The 13144-nt window shown below is 36.6% G+C and carries 14 protein-coding genes; 9 read left to right on the top strand and 5 right to left on the bottom strand.

Going from position 1 to position 13144, the window contains the following annotated elements; translation table 11 throughout:
* Positions 1–67: 67 nt before the first annotated feature.
* From J2S08_RS15565 to abc-f, 8 genes are all read left to right on the top strand, one after another.
* Positions 68–1036 carry an ABC transporter ATP-binding protein gene (locus J2S08_RS15565; protein ID WP_307231097.1) on the top strand — a complete coding sequence of 323 codons (969 nt, stop codon included), beginning with the start codon at positions 68–70 and terminating at the stop codon, positions 1034–1036.
* A 1-nt stretch (position 1037) separates the two neighbouring features.
* Entirely contained in the window at positions 1038–1817 is a 780-nt protein-coding gene (locus tag J2S08_RS15560; RefSeq protein ID WP_307231095.1) for an ABC transporter permease, read from the top strand.
* Positions 1817–2404: an ABC-2 family transporter protein gene (locus J2S08_RS15555; RefSeq protein WP_307231093.1), complete on the top strand. Its 588-nt coding sequence runs from the start codon at positions 1817–1819 to the stop codon at positions 2402–2404. Before J2S08_RS15560 ends, J2S08_RS15555 begins: the two co-directional genes overlap by 1 nt.
* Positions 2401–2586: an ABC-2 family transporter protein gene (locus tag J2S08_RS22580; RefSeq protein ID WP_370875693.1), complete on the top strand. Its 186-nt coding sequence runs from the start codon at positions 2401–2403 to the stop codon at positions 2584–2586. Before J2S08_RS15555 ends, J2S08_RS22580 begins: the two co-directional genes overlap by 4 nt.
* A 280-nt stretch (positions 2587–2866) precedes the next feature.
* Complete coding sequence (locus tag J2S08_RS15550) at positions 2867–3097, top strand: hypothetical protein (RefSeq protein ID WP_307231091.1); 231 nt, start codon at positions 2867–2869, stop codon at positions 3095–3097.
* 36 nt (positions 3098–3133) lie between these two features.
* Entirely contained in the window at positions 3134–3721 is a 588-nt protein-coding gene (locus J2S08_RS15545; RefSeq protein WP_307231089.1) for a DNA-3-methyladenine glycosylase, read from the top strand.
* Between the two features lie 87 nt (positions 3722–3808).
* Entirely contained in the window at positions 3809–3934 is a 126-nt protein-coding gene (locus J2S08_RS15540) for an RAxF-45 family protein (RefSeq protein WP_307231087.1), read from the top strand.
* Positions 3935–4121: 187 nt separating this feature from the next.
* The gene (gene abc-f / locus J2S08_RS15535; protein WP_307231086.1) at positions 4122–6002 is read left to right on the top strand and encodes a ribosomal protection-like ABC-F family protein; all 1881 of its coding nucleotides are present in this window, start codon (positions 4122–4124) and stop codon (positions 6000–6002) included.
* Positions 6003–6054: 52 nt separating this feature from the next.
* On the opposite strand, the gene J2S08_RS15530 is transcribed toward abc-f, so the two are convergent.
* Genes J2S08_RS15530 through J2S08_RS15520 form a run of 3 tightly spaced genes read right to left on the bottom strand, consistent with a single transcriptional unit; the run spans position 6055 to position 9352 of the window.
* Positions 6055–7335 carry an MFS transporter gene (locus J2S08_RS15530; RefSeq protein ID WP_307231084.1) on the bottom strand — a complete coding sequence of 427 codons (1281 nt, stop codon included), beginning with the start codon at positions 7333–7335 and terminating at the stop codon, positions 6055–6057.
* A gap of 36 nt (positions 7336–7371) precedes the next feature.
* Complete coding sequence (locus J2S08_RS15525; protein WP_307231082.1) at positions 7372–8274, bottom strand: LpxL/LpxP family acyltransferase; 903 nt, start codon at positions 8272–8274, stop codon at positions 7372–7374.
* On the bottom strand, positions 8255–9352 hold the full coding sequence (locus J2S08_RS15520; RefSeq protein ID WP_307231080.1) for a HesA/MoeB/ThiF family protein: 1098 nt from the start codon (positions 9350–9352) through the stop codon (positions 8255–8257). The genes J2S08_RS15525 and J2S08_RS15520 overlap by 20 nt, the downstream gene beginning before the upstream one ends.
* A 581-nt stretch (positions 9353–9933) precedes the next feature.
* Here J2S08_RS15520 and J2S08_RS15515 point away from each other — a divergent pair.
* On the top strand, positions 9934–10878 hold the full coding sequence (locus J2S08_RS15515; protein WP_307231078.1) for a phosphotransferase enzyme family protein: 945 nt from the start codon (positions 9934–9936) through the stop codon (positions 10876–10878).
* A gap of 298 nt (positions 10879–11176) precedes the next feature.
* Here J2S08_RS15515 and J2S08_RS15510 read toward each other — a convergent pair whose 3' ends face one another.
* Together J2S08_RS15510 and J2S08_RS15505 are read right to left on the bottom strand one after the other, a co-directional pair.
* Positions 11177–12100 carry a glycine betaine ABC transporter substrate-binding protein gene (locus tag J2S08_RS15510; RefSeq protein ID WP_307231077.1) on the bottom strand — a complete coding sequence of 308 codons (924 nt, stop codon included), beginning with the start codon at positions 12098–12100 and terminating at the stop codon, positions 11177–11179.
* Between the two features lie 70 nt (positions 12101–12170).
* Positions 12171–13106, bottom strand: coding sequence for a glycine betaine ABC transporter substrate-binding protein (locus tag J2S08_RS15505; RefSeq protein WP_307231074.1), 936 nt, complete (start codon positions 13104–13106; stop codon positions 12171–12173).
* Between the last annotated feature and the right edge of the window lie 38 nt (positions 13107–13144).

Raw genomic sequence — 13144 nt, 5'->3', positions numbered from 1 at the left:
TTACATTTATATCGAATGTCACATAAAGGGTTGTATTACCAACAAATGATAAAGAAGTGACGGAAGCATGATAAAAATAGATGATTTGGTTCATACGTATAAAACTTACAGAAAATTTGGTGGATTAAAAGGGACAATGAAAGATTTCTTTCGAAGAAAATATGAAACAAATATCGCTTTGAATCATATTCAATTGCAAATAGAAAAAGGTGAAATAGTAGGGTTATTGGGACCAAACGGTGCTGGCAAAACAACTTTAATGAAAATTATTTCTGGGATTGTAGAACCAAGTGAGGGCAAAGTTGTTGTTAATGGTTTTAACCCTTATCGTAAAGAAAAGCAATTTTTGCGCCAGATTGGCATGGTGCTAGGACAAAAGAGCCAGTTATTATGGGATCTTCCGCCATCAGATACATTTATTCTGCTTAAAAATATTTATCGGATTGAAGATGAAGTATATAAAAAGAGAGTTTCAACATTATGCAGCTTATTGAATATTTCCGATTTGTATCATGTACCAGTGCGAAAGCTATCTTTAGGAGAAAGAATGAAATTTGAGCTTGTCGCTTCATTATTGCATGAGCCTAGTCTGCTATTGCTTGATGAACCTACTATTGGGCTTGATATTCATAGTCAAAGAGCGATCCATGTATTTTTACAAGAGGTGAATGAACGTTCAAATACAACGATCATTTTGACTAGTCATTATGCGAAAGATATTGAAGCATTATGCCAAAGACTTGTCATTCTGCAGCAAGGCATCATTACATATGATGGCGATTTACATTTTCTTTTCACTGAAACGGAAAAAATATTGTTAACAATTCAAACCGCTAATGATAAAAGTAAAGAGGTCTTACGTGATAAAGGTTTTCAATGTAAGTTTGAGCATACATTCGTAAAGGAAATAAAAGAAAACGAACTGCAAGAAGTAATAAAAGAGTTGATAGAGGAGTCTGTTCATTTCGACCATATTTCTACTGGGGCGGTCCCTTTAGAAGACAAACTTTTTGATCTCTTTCAAAAAGGAGAATAACATGAAGGCATATGTACAAGTATTAAAAAATCAGATTGCTGCTGGTCTGCAATTTAAATGGAATACATTAGCTGGTATGGTTATGCAGTTATTGCAATTAGTAACAAGTGTATTTGTTTGGCGTTCGATTTTTAGTCATCATCAAAACGCAATCAATGCCTACACATTTGAGACAATGTTGTCTTATTTAATCTTAGTTTCCTTAATCGGCATCATGTTTTCATCTGATCACGTATTCAGATTAACAAATATGGTGAGAAAAGGGACACTTAGCCATTATTTAATAAGACCATACAGTTTTTTAGGAGATAGTTTTTTTGCTTATATAGGATCAAAGGTCGTATTGTTCTTTTTTTTGTTATTTTTTCTTTTCGTGCTTTATCTTTTAAATATGATTCATATTAGTCTTACAATGACAGGAATGCTTCTTTTTATATGCAATTTCCTGCTTTTATTTATTTTTGGACTAGTTGTTAGTACATTCAGCTTTTGGTTAATAGAAATGTGGCCGCTAAGACCTCTTTATGCTTCTTTAATGGGGTTGTTAGGTGGAACATTGTATCCACTTGATCTGTTGCCAACTACTGTTCAAGATCTCCTCCTTTTCTTGCCATTTAGCCTTTTTGGCTATGTCAACACGAAAGTTTTACAAGGAGCGCTATCAACTGATGATGAAGTATTCTTTATGATTGTTTCACTAGTTTGGACATTGTTTTTTTTACTTATCTATCACATTCTTTGGAAAAAAGGGTTAAAGAGATATGAGGCGGTGAATGCCTGATGCGTTATTTCTTGACTATTTTTAATCAAAGTGTTGCCCAAATGCTGGCATATCGAACAACTTCAATCTTTATCGTTGTTTTTGGAACCATTTTTGCTATTACCGAAATCATTGCAACACTTATTTTCTATCAATATACAGATCATATTGCTGGATGGAACATGTATGAGTTTTTACTGTTAATCGCTACTTTTTCTTTTATTCAATATATTTATCAATTTTTCTTTGTCCTTCCACATGAACAGTTAATTGATGATATGATTGACGGCAACTTAGATTATTTGTTGATAAGACAAATGGACCCACAACTCATTGCAAATGTAAAATTGTTTGATATTCCAAGTCTTTTTAACTTACTTATCCCCACTGCTTTATCTATATATTGTATGATCAAATTAAAATGGGAGATAACTATTTTCCAAATTGGTGGTTATCTCATTCTACTCGTTTTTGGTGTGTTGTCCTATTTTATTTTAAATCATTTTATTGTTAATTTAGGATTTTGGATTGAAAGATCACATCAATTAATGGGTGTACCGGAATATTTATTTGAAATCGGATTAAGGCCGCGCTCAGGCCGAAGGTGATCTTCTTAATTTTTGTGTATGTTATTCCGATATTATTGGCTACGAACAGCCCTGTTGATTTATTAAGAGGCGAGTTAAACTATCAAAATTTGTTCTATTTCATTTTGTATAACTTACTTGGATTTATCGTGATTAGGATTCAATGGAAGAGAGGACTAAAACGTTATACTAGTGCGAACTAATCCGCAGCTTAAAAGGAAGATCGAAGTTCAAATTCCGAGCATGTGCACGATTTAAACAAATGCTTATTACCCCCATCTTATGTAAATTATTTAAATCACCATATCATTATAGTACAATGATGATAATAAAGGTGAAGCTACTATCGGCAATGGGTTTCACACTAAACAAGAAGCAGACCAAAGGCTAGGATTGCAATGTAGTTTGCAATCGCCTTTTATGCTCCTAAGGATCATACTGCCAGTTAGATGTTGGGTAAAATAAAGAATAAGGGGGTTCCTTATGACTGGATTAGTCGCAGTTGTTCTCATTTTTTCAATTCCTATTATTGCGATATTAACAGATCATTCTCAAAAGAAAGCAAAAATGAAACTGCAAGCAGTGGAAAAAGAATTAGAGCTCGAAAAACTTAAACGTGAAAATTATCTCATCGAAACGGAAAAGATGAAATACGAACTTGAAAAAATGAAAGCCGAAAATGCAACAGATGATGAACAATGGTTAATAAAATGATGCGATAGAGAGAACAAATTGGAAGGAGAAAAAGCATTGCAGCAACCAGAACCATTAGCATCGACATTTTATCAGCAGCCGACGTTGGAATTAGCGCAATCGCTTCTGGGCTGCTTATTAATAAAGGAGACGGCGCAAGGCATTGCTTCTGGATTTATTGTCGAAACCGAAGCTTATATTGGGCCTGATGATCAGGCAGCACATAGTTTTGGAAATAGAAGAACGAAGCGGACAGAAGTAATGTTTGGGGAAGCTGGGCATGTATATACTTATGTGATGCATACACATTGTTTAGTTAATATTGTTAGTGGTGAAGTAGAAAAGCCTGAAGCAGTTTTAATTCGTGCAGTGGAACCACATGGTGGAATTGATCTTATGTATGAAAGAAGGAATGTAAAAGACATCAGGCAGCTTACTAGTGGACCGGGAAAACTGACGAAAGCACTAGGCATTAGCATGGATGACTATGGACATCTGATTTTCAAGCCTCCTCTTTATATCACAAAAGGGTTTTCTCCAGATAAGATCGAGCAAGGGGAACGCATTGGCATTAACAATTCAGGGGAAGCGAAATATTATCCTTGGCGGTTTTGGATAAGCGGCAATCGGTATGTATCGAGATAAACGAGGCAGTATGTTGACATGAACACTTGCAAAAGAGAAAAGCGCATTTTACAATAAAAGGTGACCAAATATAAGGAGGTGAAAGAGATGAGTCAAGCCGTTATTGCACGAGTACAATGGATCGAGTTCCTTTATATTCGCCGTGCAATTTTTTCTGTTGTTATTGCTAACGGGACAAGTGTGCCCTTTTTCAATAACATAATATGGAAATAAAACGGTGAGACATCTCTTTTTCCCTATAGAATCGTAAAATAACTGGGAGAGCATGCTTGCTCTCTTTTTTGTCGTGATTTTACATGTTCAGGCTTTTTTTACCCATGGGAGGATTTCTTTCCCATGGGTTTTTTCGTTTCTTTAAAAGGCATTTACACGAATGATACAAAAATGGAGGAGAAATGGCATGATTATATGCAGCGGACAAAAATTAACGAAGTCATATGGAGGAACAAATATTTTTGCGGAAATTACTTTTGATATCCACGAGGGAGACAGAATTGGATTAGTTGGTCGAAATGGAAGCGGAAAGTCGACGCTTCTTCGCTTACTGTCAAAAATGGAAATGATGGATGAAGGACAATTGCATTGGAAAAAGGGCGTCAAGATTGGCTATTTGGAACAGCTTCCTAGCTTTGAAAATGACATAACTGTAGCAGCACTTTTAAAATCAGTTTTTCATGAATTAATGGAGATCGAAAAAGCAATGAAAGAGTTAGAAAAAAGAATGGCTTCTGAACGTGATAATGGAAAGTTGCAAGCTCATTTAGCAGCTTATGGAAGGCTCCAAGATCAATTTACGCATGAAGGTGGATACGAAATAGAAGCAGCGATTGACAGGATTGTAAATGGGCTGCAAATGGAAGCTTTGAAAGATCGATTATTTTCTAGTTTAAGTGGGGGTGAGCAGACAAAAGTTGGCCTCGGCATGATGCTGTTGAAAAAACCTGCCTTGCTGCTATTGGATGAACCGACAAATCATTTAGATATTCGTGCAGTAGAATGGCTGGAATCATTTTTAGCAACGTATCAAGGCACTGTAGTCGTCATCTCTCATGATCGCTATTTTTTAGATAAAGTAGTGAATAAAATCTATGAATTAGAAGACGGTGAACTTCATTTCTATGAAACAAATTTCACCGGTTATGTAGAAGAAAAGGAGAAGCGGCTGTTACAAGCATTTCATCAATATCAAGAACAGCAGAAAAAAATCAAAAAAATGAAAGAAGCGATTAAAAAATTAAAGGAATGGGCGAATCGAGCAAACCCTCCAAATGAAGGTTTGCATAAACGAGCGAGAAGCATGGAAAAAGCATTAGAAAAAATGATAAAGCTAGATAAGCCCAACATAAATCGCAAGAAGCTAACACTTAACTTTGATGCTAATCATCGCAGCGGGAATGATGTGATCATGTTGAAGAGTGTGTCAAAGACTTTTCACAACAAAAGCCTTTTTCAAGATGTTAATATGCATGTTCGCTATCAAGAGAGGGTTGCGATTGTTGGAGATAATGGTTCGGGAAAATCAACATTGGTCAAAATCATGCTGCAAAAGCTGAATCCAGATCACGGCGACGTTAAAATTGGCAGCAATGTAAAAGTTGGCTATTTGTCGCAGTTTGTAATGGATAAAGAACAGAATGGAACTGTTTTAGCAGCCTTTCGAAGTCAAGTACAGGTGACAGAAGCGGAGGCAAGGCACATATTAGCCAAATTTTTATTTTATGGACATTCAGTGTTTCGTCAAGCTTCACAATTAAGTGGTGGAGAAAGAGTACGGCTTCGTTTGGCTCAGCTTATGTATCAAGATGTTAATGTATTAATATTGGATGAACCGACAAATCACTTAGATATTGAATCATGTGAAGTGTTAGAGGAGGCGCTGGAAAAATTTAACGGCACCATTATTGCTATTTCGCATGATCGTTATTTTCTTAATCGGTTGTTTGAAAAAATTTATTGGATTCAAGATCAATCTATACAAGGTTTCGCAGGGAATTACGACTGGGCTAAGCAAAAGCGAAGTGAGCTGGAGCAGCAAGCAGAGGTTGAAACAAAACGAGTAAAAAACAAAGCAACTTTTGCAGCGAAGAACAATCAAGAAGACTTAATCAATACGCTAGAAGCGCAGATAGAACAGTTGGAAGCAAGCATCGATTTGCTAGCGGAGAAATTGGCGCATGAAGAGCAATTGGAAGTGCTCCAGCAGATATATGAGGAAAAACAGCAATTAATGCATCAATGTGAACAGCTTTATGAGGAACTAAGCAACATTTATGATGAATAAGTAACATAAAAAAAGAAAAGATGATGAGTCGTCTTTTCTTTTTTTATGCTTATTAAGAGAGTGGAATTGTATTTTCAGTTGATCTTACAACGAGTCCATAGTCATCGGGATCAATGGCATCGATTCGTGGAATCGTTCTCAATTCAGGAACAATGAGCCAGATGATTGCGATAAACAACATACCAAGACCGCCGATAGCAAAGACGATTTGTCCGCCTAGAACAGAGCCTAATGCTCCACCAACAAGCGAGCCAACAGGCATAGCAGCTGCTGAAATGCTCGAAATAACGGAAAAAACTCTCGCTAACAATTGATTTGGGATGATTCGCTGTCCGGTTGCTGCCAAAAGCACTTGGGATGCACCAAGTGGTATAAGCGCAATTCCATATAAAATGATAGAAGGAATGTTCCATGGAAGAAAAGCTGATCCACTCCAAGCTGCTGCACTACATACATATGTCACAATCATCATCATACCAAGAGGAAAACGTCCGGCAACGGAGCTTAACAACGATCCGATTAAAAAGCCGCACGAAAATGCTACCATCAAAAAGCCATAAGTAGCAGCACCGCCGCGAAAATCTGCATAGACAGGCATGACAGCAAAGGCTATACCTAAAATAAAGTTCGCACCAATAGTAGCAATGAAAAACTTGCGAATAATAGAATGGAACACATAATGAAATCCTTCTTTTAACTCTTTCCCATACTCTCTGATTGTCTTGCCAAGCTTCTTTTTTTTCACTTTCGCATATGTTTCTGTTTTGAAAGCAGGCAATGACCAGAACAAGAACAATGCGATTGCAAAGACAATAGAGTCGTATAAGTAAATCGTCACAGCACCAACGAAGCTAATCAGTATGCCAGCTATTCCGTTGAATGTCATATCAATCCCTTGATTCGCGAAGGAAAACAGCGAATTCCCTTTAAGCAGCTCTTCTTTTTTTAACACCCTTGGCAGTGCTACTGTCTGGGCGGGATAAGAAAATTGTTGAATGCAAGATATCAATGGCATAATGATAAGAACAACCATTACACTTAAATGGCCAGTATAATATGTAAGTGGGATAATGAGTACAAGAAGCAATTGACACAATTGTGTTGCCACTAATGTTTTTCTCAATGGCCATCTATCAATAAGCGGACCCGCTAAAAATTGAAATACTTGAGGAATCCTCGTTAAAAATCCGGCTAAACCAGTATAGAAAGCAGACTGGGTTAACTCATATACCAACCACATTGCTGCTATGGCATACATGCTATCGCCAATATTGGAGACAATTCTTCCTAAAAATAGTTTCGTAAAATGACCATTTCTTAATAATTTCCACATTTCATCATTAGGTCTCCTACACCTTATTTTTTACATTCACGATTCGATTAAATAATCCCAAAACCATTGTTCCGGATGTTCGGCAATCCATTTTTCCCCTTGTGAAAACAAGTGCTGTAAAAAGTCAAATTGAGGCATTGTTCCAGCATCAAGAGGATCGCCAATCATAAACTGAACAGTGTTTGTTTCTTGATTCCAAGCTGAGCCAATTGGGTATACGATTGCCGAGAGCCGCTTAGCAAGGATATAAACACCGATTGGCACTTTAAATGTTCCCCCTAAAAATTCAACTTCCTCTTCATCCTGGTTGATACCGTACGAAAATTCAGGGAAAATAATGCCCGTCTCTCCTCTCATAATAGCTTTTGCAAATTTTAAAGGGCCTGTATGGGAAGGGACTGGAACCATCATTGTTGAGTCATTGTATTTGGGCTCAAGGTATGTAGACAACCATTTGCGAATAATCTCTATTTCTTCGCTATTAACGAGTATTGTGCTTTTATGACAGTAACGAGTGATTAATGGCATCGTCATCGTATGCATTCCCATATGAAAAGGAGCTAAAATAATCCGCTTTTGAGAATGGAATGGTTCAAAAGCTTTTAAAATACGATTACTTTCTGGCTCTATGATTTGGTCATACTGTTTATTGTATAACGATAGCGATAAGTACAACCATGCCGCTTTTCTCTTTTCCATAAATATACTATAAGAGTGGCTGGTTTCTTCGGCCATAGAGCTGATCATTGAAAATTGCTTCATGACCTTAAAGGATTGTTTCTGTCTTTTTTCTATTTCAGATTTATTCGTTTTTATCTCTGAATCAATGATCTTTTTTAGAAAGCTGTTCGCTAGTTCCCTTTCTATTTTTGTTTCAAAGGGAATACTTTTCCAGATAGAATGAAATTGTAATAAATGATTAAAACTCAAGATTGACATTGACCATCTCCACCTCTTCTACATGTTGGCACATCTGACAATGAGGGTTTCGCGAACAAGTTCTCCACTTGAACTTTCCAGTGTCTAAATCAAAGTCACCCATTCTATTTACTAGAAAAGGCTTTCTTAATTGTGTGATAATCGCAACAACATCGGAAACGATAAAGCTCGCTAGAATTTGAATCAATGGATTAAATGATCCAGAAATACCGAACATATGCTGATGAACAATCGACATTTGTTCATGCTTGAGAAGGCGATCATAGCATTTCCAACATCCTGTTGCCCCTGGAATAATCGTGGTTCCTGTACTAGTAGAATGACCATGATAGCCGCCGCCAACAATATGAGCAATTTTAAGCTTTGTTAAATATGGTGTCATCCAATCAGCTAGTGTATCTACTGAAGGTTCATCTGCACATAATATGACTACCGAACATGATTCTAGCTTATCCAATATGTTTGGTGATAGTGTCTGTGTTATTGGGAAGGGTAAAGTTTCGATCGTCGTTCCAAATTGAGCATGTAACATATCCTTTAACACTTCCACTTTCAGTTCGCCAATCGAACTTTTAGGATATAAAGTTTGGTGTGTTAGATTATGGCTGCTTACATGATCAGGGTCAACTAGAATAAGAGCAGGTACTCCCATCGCAGCTAATTCATGTGCGACACGACTTCCAACCCCGCCTACACCGATAATTCCAACTTTGCTCATCTTCCAATGCTGCTCACTGTCATATAATTTATCGAGAGAAGTCGTTTGCGCGGCAAGGTAGCTCCATAAACGATTTTCACCCTTTAAGTTCCACGGTTTATTACCAGATAATAAGATTTTATCCTCTAATAAGGTGTTTAATGTTTCTTTCATTGTTTGATTTGATAGCTGATGCTGCTCTCCCCATTTCAATAATTCTTGAAACGTACGAGGTTGTTGCAAGTAATTTAAAAAATCAATAAACATGCTCATACTCTCATAAACGATGTTTTCTGTGCGGTTTAACAATTTACAAATGATTTGTCCATTTTCAGATTCCTCCACTTGAACATCTGGTTGTTTTAGCCAATATGTATGCAAATGTTTCCCTCTCTTTCATACAGAAGTAGAAGTCCCTTCTATTTTCTAGTTTTATACTATTCTTTCGATTGTTAAAAAGAAGCCAACTCTTGTTTAGAATCGGCTTCTTTTTTTATTAGCACTTCTTATTATCAGCGAAGTATACTTTAACATGTTTTACCATTTCTAGCACCACCTTCCTTCCTTTTATAATTAATTATATTGTTAATGGTATAAATAGTCAACTATGTATTTTTATTTTAAAATAAACTATTTATAGGTTTGAATAGTATTTATTTACTAATTTAAAAAGTTCAAATGTACTTTATATTAGACTTGTTACATAAATAAATCAGACCAATAGACGATAAGAAAGACCTTGTGTTGTATCTTTTTTTCAAAGCTTATTTTAATGATAAGGGGAAAGGAGATGAGAATAGATTCAATATTGAAACTTATGAATCATCATAACGTATAAAATATACAGGTTATTGAAATAGAAATACCGATCTAATAGACAGCTAGACTCTATTTCAGATGTTGCACGAAAAGCTGCTAGGCAGCCTTTTTAATAAGACTTACGATAAAGGAGTGATTTTATGGTGAATAAATCGATTTTATTCAAAGCATGCGCATTATTAAAAGTGCCATTTTCAGAAGTGGAGTTAATAGGCGGCTATTTTGATCACGTCTTTGAGGTGAAAAACAAACCTTTTATCTTAAAAATTTTTAAGGAAGATGGAAATAGCCTATCATTAATCGAAGCCGAACTAAATTGGATCGATTATTTAAGCGATCATCATGTTCAGGTATGCAAGGCATTGCCAATCATAGATAACCGTTATATAGTGCCGCTAGCTGACAATTACTATTTAGTGGTGTATGAAAAAGCGAAGGGGCAGCATGTAAATGTGAATGATTCAAAAACTTGGAACAACTATTTATTCGAAAATTGGGGAAGAACAATGGGGAAGATGCATGCTTTGGCTAAAAATTATACACCAAGGACAACAAAGCGTCCTAATTGGTATGATCATCCTCTCTATTATTTAGAGTTGGATTTTGTAGATGTGGAGATTCAAGAGAGATTGAAAGCATATGTGAAGCAATTAAGAGAGCTGCCAACAACTTCAAATGCTTATGGCATCATACATCATGATTTACATCAACATAATTTTTTCATCGATGATAAAAAAAATCTCATTTTAATGGATTTTGGCGACTGTGAGTACCATTGGTTTGTTTATGATATTGCAATCGTTATTTACCATGCTGTCCAAACCTGTAATGATGCCGAACCACAAAGTAAAGAAGCTTTTGCGAAAGCTTTTTTTCAATCATTTATGAAGGGATATGAGCGGGAGCATCAGTTGCCTTCTGAATGGATGCAACAGATTCCATTCTTTTTAGATTTTCGCCAAATTTATTCTTATATGTATCATATGATGTATGCCAATAATTTAAATGAAGTGCAATTAAAATTTTTAGAACGTATGAAGTTAAAAATTAAAAGCGACAGCCCTTATTTACCGTTTTCATTGTTTTAAGAATAGAGGAGAAAGAGGCATTGTGAATAAAACATTCTCTCAAACGTCTAAAGTTTGAGGGAATTGAATCCTGTAATTTATCCTACATCTAACTAGCAGTAGTACCCCCACTTCGTAGAGTAAGAGGAATCAGAAGCGGTTAGGTGAAGGCTCGATTCATGCCGACAGGATAAGGAAAGCTTCTTGAATCAGGATCGCACGAAGAAAAAGCGTCGAGGACGCCTGCGTGTTCTTCTTCTTATGAGTGGGGGATAAGGGAATACCCCCCCCGTTATAGTGACAGCTATGTGGAAACTATTTATGAAGGGAAGGGCAAATCTTCAATTGACTCAATATCCATATAAATTGGAACGACTAAGCCAATTTTAGCTCCTTCTAGGTTCGCACCAAGGTCATCAAGTTCATCTTTATATTTTTCATATACATCTTTGTGTGTAGCAGGGAGCCAAGCACCAACTGCCGCATCCCCTTCACCAGCAGCAACGGATTGAAACATGATAGCTACATCTACTGGAGTCATTTTGACATCAAATCCTTTTTGGCGAAGCACCTCTGCGACAACATTAGTAGAAGCCATTTCAGAATCCCATTGGGTATGAACCAGTTCGATCGCTGTTCCATTCACCTCATTGACTCCATCAGTCCATTCTGCAATCTTATCCATATTTGCTTCTATCCATTCTTTAGCTGCTTCTTCCATGCTTTTACCGTCTTGACTAGCTAACATAACACTTTCCATATCTTCTGGTGTCCAGTAGAATCGTTCTAAAATCTGGTAAGCATTCGGCATATCTTCCTTTAATCCTTTACGTGCAATCGTTTTAATTACTTCAACGTCTCCATAGATGCCTTTAGGGTCCTCTAAAAACTTCAAATCATATTTTGCAAATTTCCAATGCGGCGTCCAACCAGTTATAATAATAGGTTTTTTCTTATCAATCGCTTTCGATAATTCGGCTGTCATGGCACCAGTTGAAGCAATATCGACTTTCCAGCCTGCTGCTAGATTTTCATATTCTTTTAGCGCTTTTTCCGTTGCCTGCATTATGCCAGCGCCAGGTTCTATTCCAGTAATCGTATAGTTTACCTTATCAGCATCGTTTTTTGAGCTATTGTCACTGGCCTTCTCTTTGGTATTCTTATCAGTACCACAGCCTGCAATGATGATAAGAAGAGAAAATCCCAATAATAATCCAATACGTTTCCAATCTCTATTAAACATAAACTTCACATCTCCCCTTTTAAAAAAAGCTGTCCTACAAAAAGTGAAGGACAGCTTTTAATCTGTATTCTTATTTTGCTGGTTCTAAATCTTCAATGGAATTAATATCCATGTAGGCTGGAACAACCATTCCAATTTTAGCGCCTTCTAAGTTGTTGCCGAGGTCTACTAATTTATCTTTATATTCTTCGTAAAGATCTCCATGTGTAGCAGGGAGCCAAGCAGCAACCATAGCATCTGCTTCTCCGTTTGCAACTGATTGCCACATAATTGCATTATCTAGTGGCGTTAGCTTTACTTTAACACCTTGTTGGCGCAATACTTCTCCAATGACATTTGTCGAAGCAATTTCAGAATCCCATTCTACATAGACCAATTCAATTTCTTCTCCATCAGCTTGGCTAATTCCATCTATCCATTCATTTACTTTTTCTTCATTTTCCTTTACCCATGTTTTCGCTGCATCTTCAATTGAAGTGCCTTCTTCACGAGCAAGCATGACAGATTCCATATCTTCTGGAGTCCAATGGAAGTTGTCAAGAATTTTATAAGCATTCGGTGCACTTTTCTCTAAATCTTTACGCACCATTGTTTTAATTGATTCTTCGCCGCCATATACTTCTTTAGGATCTTCTAAATATTTAAGGTCGTACTTTGCAAATTTCCAATGCGGCGTCCAGCCTGTTACAATAATAGGTTCTTCTTTTTTTATCGCTTGCCCTAATGCGGTAGCCATTGCGCCGCTAGATGAAGTATCTACTTTCCATCCTTTTAAGTTGTCATATTCTTCGAGCGCATTTTCAGTTGCTTTCACAACGCCGGCACCAGCTTCAATTCCAATAATCTTATATCCAACTTCTTTTCCGATATTCACTTCTTGATTAGCTTTGTCATCATTGTCTTTGTTCGTTTCACCTGCGTCATTATTAGAGCCGCATCCTGCTGCAAACAATGTGAGTGATAATCCGACAGTAAGGCCGAGATGTTTCCAATTCAATTTAAACATAAATAACAAAACCTCTCCTTTTTTTTGAAAAAAGATAT

The organism is Bacillus chungangensis, assembly GCF_030812995.1.
GTDB classification, from domain to species: domain Bacteria; phylum Bacillota; class Bacilli; order Bacillales; family Bacillaceae_C; genus Bacillus_CF; species Bacillus_CF chungangensis.
The sequence above is the reverse complement of the archived record's forward strand: the minus strand, read 5'-3'. Positions and strand labels throughout refer to the sequence as shown.

Excerpts from the sequence above, each read along its gene's own strand:
- J2S08_RS15565 (WP_307231097.1), top strand. The coding sequence starts at position 68 with ATGATAAAAATAGATGATTTGGTTCATACGTATAAAACTTACAGAAAA.
- J2S08_RS15560 (WP_307231095.1), top strand. The coding sequence starts at position 1,038 with ATGAAGGCATATGTACAAGTATTAAAAAATCAGATTGCTGCTGGTCTG.
- J2S08_RS15555 (WP_307231093.1), top strand. The coding sequence starts at position 1,817 with ATGCGTTATTTCTTGACTATTTTTAATCAAAGTGTTGCCCAAATGCTG.
- J2S08_RS15550 (WP_307231091.1), top strand. The coding sequence starts at position 2,867 with ATGACTGGATTAGTCGCAGTTGTTCTCATTTTTTCAATTCCTATTATT.
- J2S08_RS15540 (WP_307231087.1), top strand. The coding sequence starts at position 3,809 with ATGAGTCAAGCCGTTATTGCACGAGTACAATGGATCGAGTTCCTTTAT.
- abc-f (WP_307231086.1), top strand. The coding sequence starts at position 4,122 with ATGATTATATGCAGCGGACAAAAATTAACGAAGTCATATGGAGGAACA.
- J2S08_RS15530 (WP_307231084.1), bottom strand. The coding sequence starts at position 7,335 with ATGTGGAAATTATTAAGAAATGGTCATTTTACGAAACTATTTTTAGGA.
- J2S08_RS15525 (WP_307231082.1), bottom strand. The coding sequence starts at position 8,274 with ATGTCAATCTTGAGTTTTAATCATTTATTACAATTTCATTCTATCTGG.
- J2S08_RS15510 (WP_307231077.1), bottom strand. The coding sequence starts at position 12,100 with ATGTTTAATAGAGATTGGAAACGTATTGGATTATTATTGGGATTTTCT.
- J2S08_RS15505 (WP_307231074.1), bottom strand. The coding sequence starts at position 13,106 with ATGTTTAAATTGAATTGGAAACATCTCGGCCTTACTGTCGGATTATCA.